This window comes from Variovorax sp. P5_A3 (genome assembly GCF_056400665.1).
In genome coordinates, this window is record NZ_JBFUKW010000001.1 from 319,808 (window position 1) to 335,181 (window position 15,374).

Annotated in this window: 13 protein-coding genes; 9 read left to right on the plus strand and 4 right to left on the minus strand. The window is 66.4% G+C overall.

The window, feature by feature from the left end; all coding sequences use genetic code 11:
- Positions 1 to 69 precede the first annotated feature (69 nt).
- Genes AC1D3B_RS01430 through AC1D3B_RS01440 form a run of 3 tightly spaced genes read left to right on the plus strand, consistent with a single transcriptional unit; the run spans position 70 to position 5,991 of the window.
- Positions 70 to 3,285 (plus strand): efflux RND transporter permease subunit, encoded by a 3,216-nt coding sequence (locus AC1D3B_RS01430; protein WP_478188872.1) that lies wholly within the window; start codon positions 70 to 72, stop codon positions 3,283 to 3,285.
- Between the two features lie 4 nt (positions 3,286 to 3,289).
- Positions 3,290 to 4,513, plus strand: a complete 1,224-nt coding sequence (locus tag AC1D3B_RS01435; protein ID WP_478188873.1) for an efflux RND transporter periplasmic adaptor subunit — start codon at positions 3,290 to 3,292, stop codon at positions 4,511 to 4,513.
- A complete protein-coding gene (locus tag AC1D3B_RS01440; RefSeq protein ID WP_478188874.1) occupies positions 4,510 to 5,991 on the plus strand; it encodes an efflux transporter outer membrane subunit in 1,482 nt (493 codons plus the stop codon). Before AC1D3B_RS01435 ends, AC1D3B_RS01440 begins: the two co-directional genes overlap by 4 nt.
- On the opposite strand, the gene AC1D3B_RS01445 is transcribed toward AC1D3B_RS01440, so the two are convergent.
- Positions 5,942 to 7,030 carry a PA0069 family radical SAM protein gene (locus AC1D3B_RS01445; protein WP_478188875.1) on the minus strand — a complete coding sequence of 363 codons (1,089 nt, stop codon included), beginning with the start codon at positions 7,028 to 7,030 and terminating at the stop codon, positions 5,942 to 5,944. The genes AC1D3B_RS01440 and AC1D3B_RS01445 overlap by 50 nt on opposite strands.
- Positions 7,031 to 7,149: 119 nt before the next feature.
- Here AC1D3B_RS01445 and AC1D3B_RS01450 point away from each other — a divergent pair, with 119 nt between their 5' ends.
- Positions 7,150 to 7,506 carry a DOPA 4,5-dioxygenase family protein gene (locus AC1D3B_RS01450; protein WP_478188876.1) on the plus strand — a complete coding sequence of 119 codons (357 nt, stop codon included), beginning with the start codon at positions 7,150 to 7,152 and terminating at the stop codon, positions 7,504 to 7,506.
- Between the two features lie 9 nt (positions 7,507 to 7,515).
- Here AC1D3B_RS01450 and AC1D3B_RS01455 read toward each other — a convergent pair whose 3' ends face one another.
- Entirely contained in the window at positions 7,516 to 8,172 is a 657-nt protein-coding gene (locus tag AC1D3B_RS01455; RefSeq protein WP_478188877.1) for a glutathione S-transferase family protein, read from the minus strand.
- Positions 8,173 to 8,287: 115 nt separating this feature from the next.
- Between AC1D3B_RS01455 and AC1D3B_RS01460 the strand changes: the two genes are divergently transcribed.
- Positions 8,288 to 9,505 (plus strand): polyhydroxyalkanoate depolymerase, encoded by a 1,218-nt coding sequence (locus tag AC1D3B_RS01460; RefSeq protein ID WP_478189003.1) that lies wholly within the window; start codon positions 8,288 to 8,290, stop codon positions 9,503 to 9,505.
- On the opposite strand, the gene AC1D3B_RS01465 is transcribed toward AC1D3B_RS01460, so the two are convergent.
- Positions 9,502 to 10,422, minus strand: coding sequence for a LysR family transcriptional regulator (locus AC1D3B_RS01465; protein ID WP_478188878.1), 921 nt, complete (start codon positions 10,420 to 10,422; stop codon positions 9,502 to 9,504). The genes AC1D3B_RS01460 and AC1D3B_RS01465 overlap by 4 nt on opposite strands.
- An 82-nt stretch (positions 10,423 to 10,504) precedes the next feature.
- Between AC1D3B_RS01465 and add the strand changes: the two genes are divergently transcribed.
- Positions 10,505 to 11,578, plus strand: a complete 1,074-nt coding sequence (gene add / locus AC1D3B_RS01470; RefSeq protein ID WP_478188879.1) for an adenosine deaminase — start codon at positions 10,505 to 10,507, stop codon at positions 11,576 to 11,578.
- A 13-nt stretch (positions 11,579 to 11,591) separates the two neighbouring features.
- Positions 11,592 to 12,578: a Bug family tripartite tricarboxylate transporter substrate binding protein gene (locus AC1D3B_RS01475; protein WP_478188880.1), complete on the plus strand. Its 987-nt coding sequence runs from the start codon at positions 11,592 to 11,594 to the stop codon at positions 12,576 to 12,578.
- A gap of 116 nt (positions 12,579 to 12,694) precedes the next feature.
- Here the strand turns inward: AC1D3B_RS01475 and AC1D3B_RS01480 are convergent, their stop codons facing one another.
- A complete protein-coding gene (locus AC1D3B_RS01480) occupies positions 12,695 to 13,135 on the minus strand; it encodes a CBS domain-containing protein (protein WP_478188881.1) in 441 nt (146 codons plus the stop codon).
- A gap of 131 nt (positions 13,136 to 13,266) precedes the next feature.
- Between AC1D3B_RS01480 and AC1D3B_RS01485 the strand changes: the two genes are divergently transcribed.
- Both AC1D3B_RS01485 and AC1D3B_RS01490 read left to right on the plus strand, forming a co-directional pair.
- On the plus strand, positions 13,267 to 14,577 hold the full coding sequence (locus AC1D3B_RS01485) for an O-acetylhomoserine aminocarboxypropyltransferase (RefSeq protein WP_478188882.1): 1,311 nt from the start codon (positions 13,267 to 13,269) through the stop codon (positions 14,575 to 14,577).
- Positions 14,577 to 15,374 (plus strand): alpha/beta fold hydrolase, encoded by a 798-nt coding sequence (locus AC1D3B_RS01490; protein ID WP_478188883.1) that lies wholly within the window; start codon positions 14,577 to 14,579, stop codon positions 15,372 to 15,374. Before AC1D3B_RS01485 ends, AC1D3B_RS01490 begins: the two co-directional genes overlap by 1 nt.

The window sequence follows — 15,374 nt, forward strand, 5'->3', positions numbered from 1 at the left end:
CTGCATAGGCTCCATTGTGTTGCCATCTCTTCTTATGATGGCGGCCTCTTCGTCCAGAAGTAACAAGTCGTGTCCATGGTCCAGCTGGCTCTGCGTCGCCCGTACACCTTCATCGTGATGGCGATGCTCATCGTATTGGCAACGCCCTTCGTGTTGCTGCGGATGGCCACAGACATCTTTCCGGAAATCAACATTCCGGTGATCAGCATCATCTGGAACTACGGCGGCCTGCCCGCCCAGGAGATGGGCCAGCGCATCGCCGGGCAGACCGAACGCAGCCTGACCACGACGGTGAGCGACATCGAGCACATCGAATCGCAGTCGCTGGCGGGCGTGACGGTCATCAAGGTTTTCTTCCAGCCCACCGCCAACATCGAGACGGCGATCGCGCAGGTCGTGGCCTCGATGCAGACGCAGGTCCGGCAGTTGCCGCCGGGCATTACGCCACCGCTGGTCATCAAGTATTCGGCATCGAGCATTCCGGTGATCCAGCTGGCGTTGTCGAGCCCGACGCGGGCGGAAAACTCGCTGTTCGATTCGGCGATCAACCAGTTGCGGCCGCAGCTCATCACCGTGCCCGGCGTGGCCGTGCCATTCCCTTATGGCGGCAAGAACCGGCTGATCTCGGTTGACCTCGACACGCAGGCGATGCAGGCGCGCGGCCTGTCGCCGACCGACGTGGTCAACGCGGTCAATGCGCAGAACCTGATCCTGCCCTCGGGCACGGCCAAGTTCGGCGCCACCGAGTACAGCGTGCGCATGAACGGCTCGCCCGAGGCCATCGCCGGCCTCAACGACCTGCCCGTGCGCACCGCCGCCGGCGCGACCACCTACCTGCGCGACGTCGCCAATGTGCGCGACGGCTTCTCGCCGCAGACCAACGTGGTGCGGCAGGACGGCGTGCGCGGCGTGCTGCTGTCGGTGCTCAAGAACGGCGGCGCGTCGACGCTGGACATCGTCTCGAACATTCGCGCGCTGCTGCCCGTCGCGGCGCAGGGCATGCCGGCGGACATCAAGATCACGCCGCTCTTCGACCAGTCGCTGTTCGTCAAGGCGGCCGTGCAGGGCGTCATTGCCGAAGCGGTCATCGCGGCGGCGCTGACGGCGGCGATGGTGCTGCTCTTCCTGGGCAACTGGCGCAGCACGCTGATCATCGCGCTGACGATTCCGCTGTCGATCCTTGCGTCCATCCTCGTGCTCTATGCACTCGGGCAGACGCTCAATCTCATGACGCTGGGCGGCCTCGCGCTCTCGGTCGGCATCCTGGTCGACCAGGCGATCGTCACGATCGAGAACATCGAGCGCCACCTGCACATGGGCACCGAGCTCAACGAGGCGATCCTGGTCGGCGCCGGCGAGATCGGCTCCGCGGCCTTCGTGTCGACGCTGTGCATCTGCATCGTGTTCGTGCCGATGTTCTTCCTCTCGGGCGTCGCGCGCTTTCTCTTCGTGCCGCTGGCCGAGGCGGTGGTGTTCGCGATGCTGGCGTCCTACCTCCTCTCGCGCACGCTGGTACCGACCCTGGTGATGATGCTGATGGGCGGCGTCCATGCCCAGGCCGCCGCGGAGACGAAGCCGAGCCTGCTGCAGCGCGTCTACCGCAGCTTCGACCGCCGCTTCGAGCGCGTGCGGCGTGCCTACACGCTGGTGCTGTCAGCCCTGCTGGCGAAGCTCGGGCAGTTCATCGTGCTCTTCCTCGGGTTCTGCCTGCTGTCCTGCCTGCTCTTCCCCGTGCTGGGTCGCGACTTCTTCCCGACCGTGGACGCCGGCCAGATCCGCCTCCACATGCGCGCGCCGACGGGCACCCGCATCGAGGAAACGGCGCGGCTGGCCGACGAGGTCGAAGCGGCGATCCGGCAACTGGTTCCCAAGGACCAGCTCGAGACCATCCTCGACAACCTCGGCGTGCCCAACAGCGGCATCAACCTCTCCTACAGCAACGCCGGCACGATCGGCACGCTGGACGGCGAAATCCTGCTCTCGCTGCGCGACGGGCACCGGCCGACCGAGGAGTTCGTGTCGCTGCTGCGCGCAGAACTGCCCAAGCGCTTCCCCGGCACGGAGTTCTTCTTCCAGCCGGCGGACATCGTCACGCAGATCCTCAACTTCGGCCTGCCCGCGGCGATCGACGTTCAGTTCAGCGGCAATGACCTGGATGGCAATTCCGCCCGTGCGGCGGAACTGGTGAAGGCCATCCGGCAGATTCCAGGCGCGGTCGATGCGCACGTCCACCAGCGGCTGGACGGCCCCGGCCTGAACCTGCAGATGGACCGCTCGCGGCTCCAGCAGTTCGGCCTCACGGCGGCGAACGTCGGGCAGAACGTGCTGATCGCGCTCTCGGGCAGTTCGCAGACGGCGCCGGCCTTCTGGCTCAACCCGCAGAACGGCGTGGTCTACAACATCGCCGTGCAGTCGCCGCAGTACAACGTGGATTCGCTCGATTCGCTGCTCAACATCCCGGTCGGCACCGGCGGACCGGCAGCGTCCGGCGGCGCGCCCCAGTTGCTCGGCAACCTCGTGGATGCGCAGCCCGGCCGGCAGCCGGCGGTGGTCTCGCGCTACAACATCAGCCCTGTGGTCGACGTGTACGTCAGCGTGCAGGGCACCGACCTGGCGAGCGTGGCGACCAAGGTGCAGGCGCTGGTCGACGAGATGCGGCCGAAGCTCTCGCGCGGCAGCCAGGTGACGGTGCGGGGCCAGGTGCAGACGATGCAGTCGTCCTTCATCGGCCTCGGCGTCGGGCTTGCCATGGCGATCGTGCTCGTCTATCTATTGATCGTGGTCACCTTCCAGTCGTGGATCGACGCCGCCATCATCATCACCGCGCTGCCGGCGGCGCTGGCCGGCATCGCGTGGATGCTTTTCATCACCGGCACGACGCTGAGCGTGCCCGCGTTGACGGGCGCGATCATGACCATGGGCGTCGCGACGGCGAACAGCATCCTGCTCGTGTCCTTCGCCCTCGAGCGCCTTGCCGCGGGCACGACGCCGCTGTCGTCCGCGCTCGAAGCCGGCGCGACGCGCATCCGGCCGGTGCTGATGACGGCACTGGCCATGATCATCGGCATGATCCCGATGGCCCTGGGGCTGGGCGAAGGCGCCGAGCAGAATGCACCGCTGGGCCGTGCCGTGATCGGCGGCCTGCTGTTCGCGACAGTGTCGACGCTGTTCTTCGTGCCGGCCGTCTTCGCCGAAATCCACAGCCGTCGCGCGCGCCGCAAGGCAGCGCGCAATGCCGCCACACCTGAACCACACTCGCTCGGGGCCGAGCCCCAGGAGACCTGAAACCATGTCGGAGCAACGCCACGCGGCATTGGCCATCCACCCGATCGCCGTCGACGAGGACGGCGAACACCATGAACTGCCGAGACGACGGCAGATCGTGCGCCGGACACGGATCGCCGTACTGATCGTGCTCGCGCTGCTGGCCGTCGGCGCCGCGCGCACCGTGTTCGTGCGCATGAGCAATGCTCGCGCGCTCGAAGCCGGGACCACCGAGCGTGCCGCGCAGTACGTGAAGACTGCCCTGCCCCAGACTGCCGCGGCCGGCCAGACGCTGGCGCTGCCGGGCACGCTGCAGGGCTACGTGCAGTCGCCGATCTCAGCGCGTGCCAGCGGCTACCTGAGGCGCTGGACGAAGGACATCGGCAGCCGCGTCGAGAAAGGCGACTTGCTGGCCGAGATCGAGACGCCGGAAATCGACCAGCAACTTTCGCAAGCCATCGCGGCACGCCAGCAGGCGGCCTCCGGCCTGGAGCTGGCGAAGAGCACGGTCGCACGCTGGGAGAACCTGCGCAAGAAAGACGTGGTCTCGCAGCAGGACCTGGACGAGCGCCGCAGCGCGCTCGCCCAATCCACCGCGAATCTGGCTGCGGCCGACGCCAACGTGCAGCGGCTTCGCCAGACCGAGGGTTTCAAGCGCGTGCTGGCGCCGTTTTCCGGCGTGATCACGCGGCGCAACGTCGATGTGGGCGACCTGATCGACGCGGGAGGCGGCGGCGGTGGGGGCGGACGGCCGTTGTTCCTGCTCGCGCAGACCGATCCGCTGCGGGTGTACATCAACGTGCCGCAGGCCTACGCGCAACTCATCAAGGCCGGTCAGCCGGTCGTCGTGACCCAGGCCGAACTGCGGAGCCAGAGCTTCCGCGGCGAAGTGGCGCGCACCTCGGGCGCCATCGACACGACCACCCGCATGATGCAGGTCGAGGTCTCGCTGCCCAACAAGGATGGCACCCTGTTGCCGGGGGCCTATGTGCAAGTCTCCCTGCCGCTCGCGGCCAGCCAGTTGCTCACGATTCCCTCCAATGCGCTGCTCTTCAGGGCCGAAGGCACGCGCGTTGCGGTGATCGACGGCGAGGGAAAGGTCAAGCTGCGCACGGTGCAACTCGGCCGCAACTATGGCGAGACGGTCGAGGTGCTCGATGGCCTCGGCGCCACCGATCGGCTGGTGCTGAATCCTTCGGATTCGCTGGCCGAGGGCGACGTCGTCGTGGCAGCCAAGGAACCGGCGTGAGCTTTCGGAGAATTTCGGTACTGGCTGTCGCGCTGCTGTCGGGCTGTGTCGCAGGCCCGGACTACCGGAGGCCGCCGGTCGACGTGCCTGTGACCTGGCAACTCGAGGAGCCCTGGCGCCAGGGCACGCCCAGCGACACCGATGCCAAGGGACCGTGGTGGGTGCGCTTCGGCGACCCGCAGCTCGATACGCTGCAACAGAAGGCGCTGGCCAGCAACCCGACACTCGACATCGCCGCCGCACGGCTTGCGCAGGCGCGCGCTTCGCTGTCAGGCACCGAAGCCGCACTCTATCCGCAGATCGGGCTCGGCACGCGCGCATCGAGGTTCCAGATTTCCCAGAACCGCCCGCTCACCAACTACAACGCGCCGAACTTCTCCACGGTGCAGAACGACTTCGCGCTCGCGCTCACGGCAAGCTACGAACTCGACCTCGCCGGACGAGTGCAGCGGTCGGTCGAGGGTGCGACCGCATCGGCCGCGCAGTCGGCGGCCGATCTCGAGAACACGCGACTGCTGCTCACGACGGACCTGGCGTCGAACTACTACGCCCTGCGTTCGACGGACATCGAACTGGACGTGCTGGCGCGCTCCATCGCGTTGCAGCGCCGCGCCCTGGATTTCGTGACCGACCGTCACGAACTGGGCGCCGTGTCCGGCCTGGACGTGGCGCAACAGCAGGCCCTGCTCGACAACACGCTCACGCAGGTCGATGTCCTGAAGAAGCAGCGCTCGCAATACGAGCACGCCATCGCCACGCTGACCGGAACGCCGGCCCCGCAATTCTCGATCGCACCCGACATCAAGCCCCTGGCGCCGCCCGCCATCCCCATCGGGGTGCCGTCGGACGCGCTGGAGCGCAGGCCCGACGTCGCATCCGCCGAGCGCGCAATGGCTGCCGCGAACGCGCAAATCGGCGTGGCGACCGCGGCTTTCTATCCCAGCGTGATGCTGCTGCCGGCCGGCGGCTTCGACAGCCGCACGCTCTCGACCCTGTTCGACGCGAACAGCCTGCTGTGGTCGCTCGGCGTCTCTGCCACGCAGACGATCTTCGATGGCGGCCGCATCCGGGCGAACGTCGATTTCTCGCGGGCCGGCTATGAGGCCTCCGTCGCCAACTACCGTCGCGTCGTCCTGACCGCCATGCAGGAGGCCGAGGACGGCATCACCGGCCTCGCCTCGCTGGACCGCGCGGCGACGCAATCCCTCGTTGCGGTCGAAAGCTCGCGTCGGGTGCTGGAGATGGCGGCCAGCCGCTACGAGGGCGGCGCGTCGATCTATCTCGACGTCATCACCGCACAGCAGGCCTTGCTGAACACCGAGCGCCAGGCGGCGCAGATCAACGGCCAGCGCATGCTGACCTCCGTCTTCCTGGTGAAGGCATTGGGCGGCGACTGGTGCGGCGTGGAGCCCCGGAACACGACCGAAGCTAGAACAGGCTGCCCTGCCCCGCTGCGCCAGGTGGTCGGAACGCGCTGAGATCGAGCGCGATGCGCTGGCGGTTGAAGCCGATGCGGTTGGTCGCCTTCTCGAAGCGCTGGCGGATCAGGTCGGCCCACAGCCCGCTGCCTTTCATGCGGGTCGCGAAGTCGGCGTCGTAGTCCTTGCCACCCCGCATCTCGCGGATGCGCGCCATGATGCGGCCCGCGCGCTGCGGGTAGTGCAGCTCCAGCCACTGCTTGAAGAGCGGCGCGACTTCCCAGGGCAGCCGGATCACGGTGTAGAAGGCGCAACGCGCGCCGGCCTCCCATGCCGCTTCGAGCACCTGTTCCATGTCTTCGGTGACGAAGGGAATCTGCGGCGCCACGCTCACGCCCACCGGCACGCCTGCATCGGCGAGCGTGCGCAAGGTGCGCAGCCGCCGGTGCGGCGCAGCGGCGCGTGGTTCCAGCTTGCGTGCGAGTTCGCCGTCGAGGGTGGTGATGGTGATGTAGACCGCCGCCAGATCCTCGGCCGCCATCGGCGCGATCAGGTCGAGGTCGCGCTCGACCGCGCTGGACTTGGTGACGAGGCCGAAGGGATGGCGAGTCTCCTTCAGCAGTTCGATCACCGACCGGGTGAGCCGCAGTTCGCGCTCGATCGGCTGGTAGCAGTCGGTCGCGGTGCCGATCGCGAGGTGGCTGGGCTTGTAGTTCTTGCGGCCCAGTTCGGCGCGCAGGACTTCGGCGATGTTGCGCTTGGCGATCAGCTTGGTCTCGAAGTCGAGCCCCGGCGAGAGGTTGAGGTAGCTGTGCGTTGGGCGCGCAAAACAGTAGATGCAACCGTGCTCACAACCGCGATAGGGATTGAGCGACCGGTCGAAGGGAACGTCGGGCGAATCGTTTTCGCTGAGCACCGACTTCACGTCCTCGAAGCGAACCTCCGTCGCGAGCGGAGGCAGCGGCTCGGCCATGCCGTCTTCGAGCGTGCCCCAGCCGTCGTCGAAGGCGTTCCGGACATCCCGCTCGAAGCGGTGGGGCAGGAAGGTGGCAGCGCCCCGGCCTTTCAGGGCGTGCAGGGGAATGAAAGCGTCGGCCATGGGGGTGTCCGGATACTGTATGAATCAACAGTATTTCACCATTCCGCCGACCTTGCAGCAAGCAGTTGTTAACCCCGGCGCTGCGGAAGCGTAAGCTTCACCTTTCTACCGGAGCCCCCATGCCGCGTCGCCCCGAAAACCTCTACCCGCAATACCACGCCCACATCTATTTCGGACCGCCCACGGTCGCGCAGGCGAGGCAGCTGGCAGAAGATGCAGGGCACAACCTGCTGGTGGTGGTCGGACGCGTGCACGAGAAGCCGGTCGGACCGCATCCCCAATGGAGTTGCCAGATTGCCTTCGACGCGGCGGAATTCGACGAAGTCATCGCGTGGCTCGACGCGCATCGGAATGGCCTCGACATCTTCGTGCACGGCCTGACCGGCGACGACTACCTCGACCACACGGCGCACGCCATGTGGTTGGGCAATGAATGGCCCCTTGACCTGCGAATGTTCCGCCAGGCGCCGGCCTGAGTCAGCCGCTCAGAACTCGGCGTCAAGTTCGTCGATTTCCTCGGGCTCCTGCTTCGCCGCCTTGATCCACTCCTGCATCGCAGGCAGTTCGATGATCCGCTTGCAGTAGGTGGCGCAGGCCCGGTCGAGCGCGACGTCGTAGGTCATGAAGCGCGTGACGACCGGCGCATACATCGCGTCCGCCATGCACGGCTGCTCGCCGAACAGGAAGGGGCCTCCGTACGCGCCGAGGCATTCGCGCCAGATGGCGACCACCCGGTCGATGTCGGTCTGGGCTCGCGACCAGATCTTGAAGCCGGGGAACTTCGCCTTGACGTTCATCGGCAGCGAGCCGCGCATCGAGCTGAAGCCCGAATGCATCTCGCCGCAGATCGCCCGGCAGTGCGCGCGGGCCTTGGCATCAGCGGGCAACAGCCCGGCCTTTGGCTTGATCTCGTTGAGGTATTCGCCGATCGCAAGCGTGTCCCACACCTTGATGCTTCCGTGCTGCAGCGACGGCACCAGCATGGAGGCCGAGAGCAGCAGCATCTCGGCCTTCATCGCCGGATCGTCGGGCGGGATGATCTTCTCGGTGAACTCCAGGCCCGCGAGCCGGCACATCAGCCAGCCGCGCAGTGACCATGCACCGTAGTTCTTGCTGCTGATGGTGAGTACGGGTTTGGCCATGAGTCGCTCCTCGGCTGCCGGATCGGCATGGAAGCTGTGCAAGGCCTGTGCCAGAAAGGTGCACCTCGCCGAGCATGCCATCCAGCTTGGCCCGCAACTTGCCTACAGCATGTGCATGCTGTACCGGGCCTACCAAACCAACGCCGACCTTTTTTCGCCATCCCGGCTCGCGGCCCAGTATCTCGGCAAGGCGCTGTGGCACCCCAAGGCCGATCGCGGCATGGCCCGGCGAGTGGCCGCGGCGATGGAGGTCTACGCGCAATTGCGGCTCACGCACTCGCGTCCACCCTACGGCATCGACAGCGTGATGGTCGACGGCGAGGAAGTCGCGGTGCACGAAGAGGTCGCGCTGGTCGCGCCCTTCGGCACGCTGCTGCACTTTCGCAAGGACACCAGCGCGGTGCATCCGCCCGTGCTGCTGGCCGCACCACTCTCGGGCCATTTCGCCACGCTCCTGCGCGAAACGGTGCGCACCTTGCTGCGCGACCATGACGTCTACATCACCGACTGGCACAACGCGCGCGACGTGCCGCTGTGGCATGGCGGGTTCAGTCTCGACGACTACACGCTGCAGCTCATCCGCTTCCTCGAAGCCATGGGCCCGGGCGCACACATGGTCGCGGTGTGCCAGCCTTGCGTCGCCGCCCTGGCGGCCACCGCCCTCATGTCGGAAGACGACAATCCGGCAACACCGGCGAGCCTGACGCTGATGGCCGGCCCGGTCGACTGCCGCATCAACCCGACGGCGGTGAACAAGCTCGCGAACGAGCGCTCCATCGGCTGGTTCGAACGCAACCTGATCAGTCGCGTGCCATGGCCGCATGCCGGCGTGATGCGCCGCGTGTACCCCGGCTTCCTGCAACTCAGTGCGTTCATGAGCATGAACCCGGACCGCCACAAGCAGCAGTTCGCCAAGCTCTACCAGCACCTGGTCGACGGGGAGGTCGACCAGGCCACCACCATCCGCAACTTCTACGACGAGTACCTGGCGGTGAACGACCTGCCGGCCGAGTTCTACCTGGAAACGGTGGAGCGCGTGTTCCAGACCTATGACCTGCCCCGCGGCGAACTCACGGTGGGCGATCGCAAGGTCAATCCCGCCGCGATCCGCAAGACCGCGCTACTCACGGTGGAAGGCGAGCGCGACGACATCTGCGCCGTCGGCCAGACCGTGGCCGCGCAGGACCTGTGCACCAGCGTTCGCCCCTACCTGAAGACCCACCACCTGCAAGCGGGCGTCGGCCACTACGGCGTGTTCAGCGGCAGCAAGTGGAACACCCAAATCTACCCGCGCGTGCGCGAGGCAATCCACACCGCTGCAGAACTGCACTAACGCTTGAGCTTCGGCTGGCGCAGCCGGGCGTGCAGATGCGCAATCAGTTCCTGTGCCAGCACGTTGCGCATCGGCCCCGGGAGATAGACCAGCACCACACGTCGCTCGATATGCGGCTTCTGCAATTCCAGCACCACCAGTTCTTCATCGCGCAACGTCGATGTGTAGAGCTTCGGCATCAGGCCGAGCGCATGGCCGCTGCGCACCAAGGCATAGAGCGTTTCGGAATAGCTGACGCGGTAAGGCTCGGTGCCTTGCGCAAACTGGGCGCGCGCGGGATCGCCCAGCGCCGGCATGCTGCCGCTTTCGAAGAGCACCAGCCGTTCACTGCCGAGTGCCTCCCAGTTCGCCTCCACCGCGTGCGCGAGCGGATGATCCCGCCGAACCACCAGCACGAGCGGATCGCGGAACAGGTCGACGCAGACGAGTCCGCCGGGCGGCTCGGTGATGGCCGCCACGGCCATGTCGAGTTGGCCGCTTCGCACTTCGGCCAGCAGGGTGTTCGAAGGCGCATCGCGCCACGCGAACTCGACGTCGCGCGCCTTGCCGCCGTCCGTGAATTCCGCGACTGCCGATGCGACGCGGCCACTGGCCGAGGGAATCACGCCCACGCGCACGAAAGCCCGTCCCCGCTGCACCGTGCTTTCGATGTCGCGCAGTGCCACGTCGAAGGTGTTGACGAGGAAGTCCGTGCGCGCCAGCACTTCGGCTCCCACCGCCGTGAGTTCGAGCTTGTGCGTAGAGCGGGTCAGCAGTTCGGCGCCGAGCAGCTTTTCCATCTGCTTGATGGCGTTGCTCAGCGCCGGCTGCGTGATGGAAAGCCGCTTCGCCGCGCGACCGAACTGCCCCTCCTCCACCAGCACCGAGAAGAACTGCAACTGGCGCAGGGTCAAGGCTCGAAGGGGCGAAGAGGACATGCGGCTCGTTATCAGTTGGCTGAATCAAATTATAGAAATTCAAAATTTTCCTTATCGACGCATCGTCCCTAGACTTCGCCCCATGACCCACCCTGCGGCAGCCCCGGCCCTCACCCTCGAATCGTTCCTGCACGCGATTCCGAAGGTCGAACTGCATTGCCATCTGTTCGGCACCGTGCGGCACGACACTTTCGCCGCGCTCAACCGCCGCGCCGGTGCACCGCTCGCCGAAGAGGAAATCGAAGGCTTCTACACGCGCGGCGAGAAGCCGGTCGGTGTGTTGCGCGTGCTGCGCGCCCTCGATGCCCAATTGGTGCGCACGGCCGACGACTTGCACCGGCTCACCATCGAATACCTCGAGGACGCGGCCAGCCACAACGTGCGCTACAGCGAATTCTTCTGGAACCCGACCGGCACGGTGCAGGAATCGGGCATCGACTACCCGATGGCGCAGGACGCGATCGTGCGCGCCATCCACGATGCACGACAGCAGTTCGGCATCACCGGCCGGCTGATCGCGGCGATCGACCGTGAAGCCAGTCCCGAGGCTGCGGTCGAGATGGTGCAGTGGGTGACGCAGAACCGCTGCGACGAAGTCATCGGCATCGGCATCGACTACCGCGAGGTCGATCGCCCGCCCGAACTCTTCATGCAGGCCTATGCGGACGCCCGGCGCGCCGGGCTCAAGACCACCGCACATGCCGGCGAGTTCGGCATGCCGTGGACCAATGTGCGCACCGCGCTCGACGTGTTGAAAGTCGACCGCATCGACCACGGCTACACGGTCGTCGACCAACCCGCATTCGCGCGCGAGTGCGCGGATCGTGGCGTGCTGTTCACCGTGGTGCCGACCAACTCCTATTACTTGCGCACCCTGCCACCCGAACGCTGGGCGCTCGATCACCCGATCCGCCGCATGCCCGGCCTCGGCCTGCGCATCCATCCGAACACCGACGATCCGACCCTGCACAAGGTCACGCCCACGCAGGCGTGGCTGATGATGCTGCGCGACTTCGGCTTTGGCATCGACGACCTGCGCACCTTCATGCACAACGGGCTCGATGGGGCATGGATCGATGACACGCTGCGCCGCGAATGGTGCGGCCAATGGACCGATGAATTCGACGCGCTCAGCACCCGCCTCCTGCAAGACTGAACTCACCCACGCCATGACCCATCATTTCCGCCGCTCCCTCCTGCTCTCCTCGATGCTGACGGCTGCCTTGCCGGGCGCGGCATTCGCGCAAGCCGCCTGGCCGGCCGCCAAGCCCATCACCCTGATCGTTCCGTACTCGGCCGGCGGCAGCGTGGACTTCAGCGCGCGGCTCGTTGCCACCAAGCTGGGTGAACGGCTCAAGCAATCGGTGGTGATCGAGAACGTGACCGGGGCCGGCGGTGCGATCGGCGTCGCCAAGGCCGTGAATGCGGCGCCGGACGGCTACACGCTCGTCGCCGGACCGGACAGCGCCATCGCGATCGGCAAGCTGATCAATCCCGCCGCCTTCAAGTTCGACCCGCTCAAGGACCTCGCGCCGGTCGGCATGCTCAACACCGCGCCGATGGTGCTCGTCGCCCGTCCGGGCCTGCCGGTCAAGGACTTCGCCGACTTCGTCAAGCTCGCGAAGGCATCGCCCGGCAAGTACAACTACGCGACCTCCGGCGTCGGCACCGTGCTGCAGCTTGCGATGGAACTGCTGAAGGAACGCACCGGCATTTTCGTGACCCACGTGCCCTACCGCGGCGGCGCACAGATCGCCACGGACGTGATCGGCAACCAGGTCGACCTCGCCATGCTCGTCAGCGCCAGCGCCATCCCGCACGTGAACGCCGGCCGCCTGAAGGCGCTCGGCGTGACCAGCAGCAAGCGCCTCGAGGCCCTGCCCAACGTGCCGGCCTTCGACGAGATGCCGGGCCTGAAAGGCTATTCGATGGTGAGCTGGACCGGCATCTTCGCGCCGGCAGCTACCCCGCCCGCGATCGTGAGCCGCATCAACCAGGAGCTCAACGCAGTGCTGAAGGATCCCGAAGTGCGCGCCAAGCTGCAGGAGCAAGGCGCCGTTCCGGGCAGCGGATCGCCCGACGAGCTAGGCCAGTTCGTCCGCGCGGAATACGCCCGTAACCAAAAAATCGTCCAAGCCGCAAATATCAAGGAATAAGGCCGGCGCAGCCAGGCCCCTTTGTAAAACACCGCGGAACCGGCTTAGCCGGGCCGCTGGTGTTGCCCCCGGCAGGGGGTAGGCGGCCACACGACGTGGGCAAGCCTGGGGGCGAGCTAAGTCTCTTCTGGCCAGTCGCGGATGTAGGCCTTCAACATCTTGTTCTCGAAATTCTGGCTGTCCACCACGGCCTTGGCCACGTCGTAGAAGCTGATCACCCCCATCAGCATCCGCTTGTCCATCACCGGCATGTAGCGCGCATGGCGCTCCAGCATGATGCGGCGGATTTCGTCGAGATCGGTTTCGAGGGTGCAGGTCACGGGATGGTCGTCCATCGCCTTGCGCACCAGCGTGCCGCCCACCTGCCCGCCGTTGGCGACGATCGCGACGATCACTTCGCGGAAGGTGAGCATGCCGACCAGATCACCATGCTCCATGACCACCAGCGAGCCGATGTCCTTGTCGGCCATGGTGTTGACTGCCTCGGCCAGGGGTTGATCGGGCGTGGCAGTGAAGAGCGTATTGCCCTTGACCCGCAGGATGTCGCTGACCTTCATCGTGATGCTCCTCTCTTGGTGGTGCCGAATTGAATATAGCCCACAATGGCCGCCCATCCACTCGCCCATGTCAGCGTCGCAGGGTTTGCACGCGTAACGGGGCATTGCAGAAACGACTCTGAAAGGCGCTCATGTCCGGCTACTCCGACCCCGGCTTCGACACGCTCGCATTGCATGCCGGCGCGGCACCCGACCCCACCACCGGCGCGCGTGCGGTGCCGATCCACCTGACGACGTCCTTCGTGTTCGAGTCGAGCGATCACGCGGCGTCGCTCTTCAATCTCGAGCGCGCAGGCCATGTGTACTCGCGCATCAGCAACCCGACCAACGCGGTGCTCGAACAACGGGTGGCAGCGCTCGAAGGCGGCATCGGCGCGATCGCGACGGCGAGCGGGCAGGCGGCGTTGCACCTGTCGATCGCGACGCTGATGGGTGCGGGCTCGCACATCGTCGCGAGCACGGCGCTCTACGGCGGATCACAGAACCTTTTGCATTACACGATGCGCCGCTTTGGCATCGACACGACCTTCGTGAAGCCGGGCGACCTTGACGGCTGGCGCGCGGCGATCCGTCCGGAGACCAAGCTGCTGTTCGGCGAGACGGTGGGCAATCCGGGCCTCGACGTGCTCGACATCCCGGCCGTCAGCGAGATCGCGCACGCGGCCAAGGTGCCGTTGCTGGTCGATTCGACGCTGACTTCGCCCTATCTCATCAAGCCCTTCGACTGGGGCGCGGACCTGGTCTATCACTCGGCCACCAAGTTCCTGTCGGGGCATGGCACGGTGATCGGTGGCGTGGTGGTCGACGGAGGCAGTTTCGACTGGGAACGCTCAGGCAAGTTCGCCGAGCTGACCGAGGCCTACGACGGCTTCCACAACATGGTCTTCAGTGAGGAGAGCACGGTGGGCGCCTTCCTCCTGCGTGCCCGGCGCGAAGGCCTGCGGGACTTCGGCGCCTCGATGAGCCCGCACACCGCGTGGCTGATCCTGCAGGGCATCGAGACCTTGCCGCTTCGCATGGAGCGCCACATCGACAACACGCAGAAGGTGGTGGAGTTCCTCGCGTCGCATCCCTTCGTAGCGCACGTGGGGCATCCGCTGCTGGAGACGCACCCCAGCCATGCGCTGGCGAACAAGCTGCTGCGGCATGGCGCGAAAGGGGCCGGCGCCGTGTTCAGTTTCGACCTCAAGGGCAACCGCGAGCAGGGCAAGAAATTCATCGAGGCGCTGAAGTTGTTCAGCCATCTGGCGAATGTCGGGGACTGCCGCAGCCTGGTGATTCACCCGGCGAGCACCACGCATTTCCGCATGACGGACGAGGCACTGGCCGGTGCGGGCATCTCGCAAGGAACGATCCGACTGTCGATCGGCCTCGAAGATCCAGCGGACCTCATCGACGACCTGAAGCGCGCCCTCAAGGCCGCAGAAAAGGCAGGTGCCTGATGGACTTCGTCGTCAACGGCCACCGCACCTACTGCTACACCGGCGGCAAGTCGCTCGACGCCGCCAAGCCGACGGTGGTCTTCATCCACGGCGTCCTCAACGACCACAGCGTCTGGATTCTCCAGAGCCGCTGGTTCGCCAATCACGGCTGGAACGTGCTTGCGGTGGACCTGCCGGGCCACTGCAAGAGCGAGGGACCGCCGCCCGCGACGGTCGAGGAAGCGGCCGCTTTCATCGTTGGGCTGCTCGATGCGGCCGGCGTCGCCAGGGCGGCGCTGGTGGGTCACAGCTTCGGCTCGCTGATCGCGCTAGAAACCGCGGCACGCTCGCCGGAGCGCGTCACGCACCTCGCGCTGGTGGGCACCGCCTATCCGATGACCGTCTCGCCGGCGCTGCTGGACGGCGCGCTCAACGATCCGCAGCGCGCGATCGGCATGGTCAATACCTTCTCGCACTCGCGGCTGTCGCCGCCGCTCGGCCCCGGTACCTGGCTCTATGGCAGCTCGCGCGCTCTCATGCGCCGCGTGCTGGTGAGCAATCCGAACGCGAATGTCTTCCACGTCGGATTCAAGGCCTGCAACGACTATGCGAACGGCGAGCAGGCGATGGCGACCGTGCAGTGCCCGACGCTGTTTCTCCTCGGCGAGTCCGACCAGATGACGCCTCCGCGCGCCGCACGCGCGCTCGCCGCCAAGGCGCGCAACGCCAAGGTCGTGACCGTCAAGGCCGGCCACGCGCTGATGAGCGAGGCGCCGGACGACGTGCTGTTCGCGCTGAGCGCCTTCCTCAAGAACTGA

What these genes read in the sequence shown, in the direction of transcription:
- AC1D3B_RS01490 (WP_478188883.1), top strand. Translation starts at nt 14,577, where the DNA reads ATGGACTTCGTCGTCAACGGCCACCGCACCTACTGCTACACCGGCGGC.
- AC1D3B_RS01460 (WP_478189003.1), top strand. Translation starts at nt 8,288, where the DNA reads ATGCTGTACCGGGCCTACCAAACCAACGCCGACCTTTTTTCGCCATCC.
- AC1D3B_RS01480 (WP_478188881.1), bottom strand. Translation starts at nt 13,135, where the DNA reads ATGAAGGTCAGCGACATCCTGCGGGTCAAGGGCAATACGCTCTTCACT.
- AC1D3B_RS01475 (WP_478188880.1), top strand. Translation starts at nt 11,592, where the DNA reads ATGACCCATCATTTCCGCCGCTCCCTCCTGCTCTCCTCGATGCTGACG.
- AC1D3B_RS01435 (WP_478188873.1), top strand. Translation starts at nt 3,290, where the DNA reads ATGTCGGAGCAACGCCACGCGGCATTGGCCATCCACCCGATCGCCGTC.
- AC1D3B_RS01465 (WP_478188878.1), bottom strand. Translation starts at nt 10,422, where the DNA reads ATGTCCTCTTCGCCCCTTCGAGCCTTGACCCTGCGCCAGTTGCAGTTC.
- AC1D3B_RS01450 (WP_478188876.1), top strand. Translation starts at nt 7,150, where the DNA reads ATGCCGCGTCGCCCCGAAAACCTCTACCCGCAATACCACGCCCACATC.
- add (WP_478188879.1), top strand. Translation starts at nt 10,505, where the DNA reads ATGACCCACCCTGCGGCAGCCCCGGCCCTCACCCTCGAATCGTTCCTG.
- AC1D3B_RS01485 (WP_478188882.1), top strand. Translation starts at nt 13,267, where the DNA reads ATGTCCGGCTACTCCGACCCCGGCTTCGACACGCTCGCATTGCATGCC.
- AC1D3B_RS01445 (WP_478188875.1), bottom strand. Translation starts at nt 7,030, where the DNA reads ATGGCCGACGCTTTCATTCCCCTGCACGCCCTGAAAGGCCGGGGCGCT.
- AC1D3B_RS01455 (WP_478188877.1), bottom strand. Translation starts at nt 8,172, where the DNA reads ATGGCCAAACCCGTACTCACCATCAGCAGCAAGAACTACGGTGCATGG.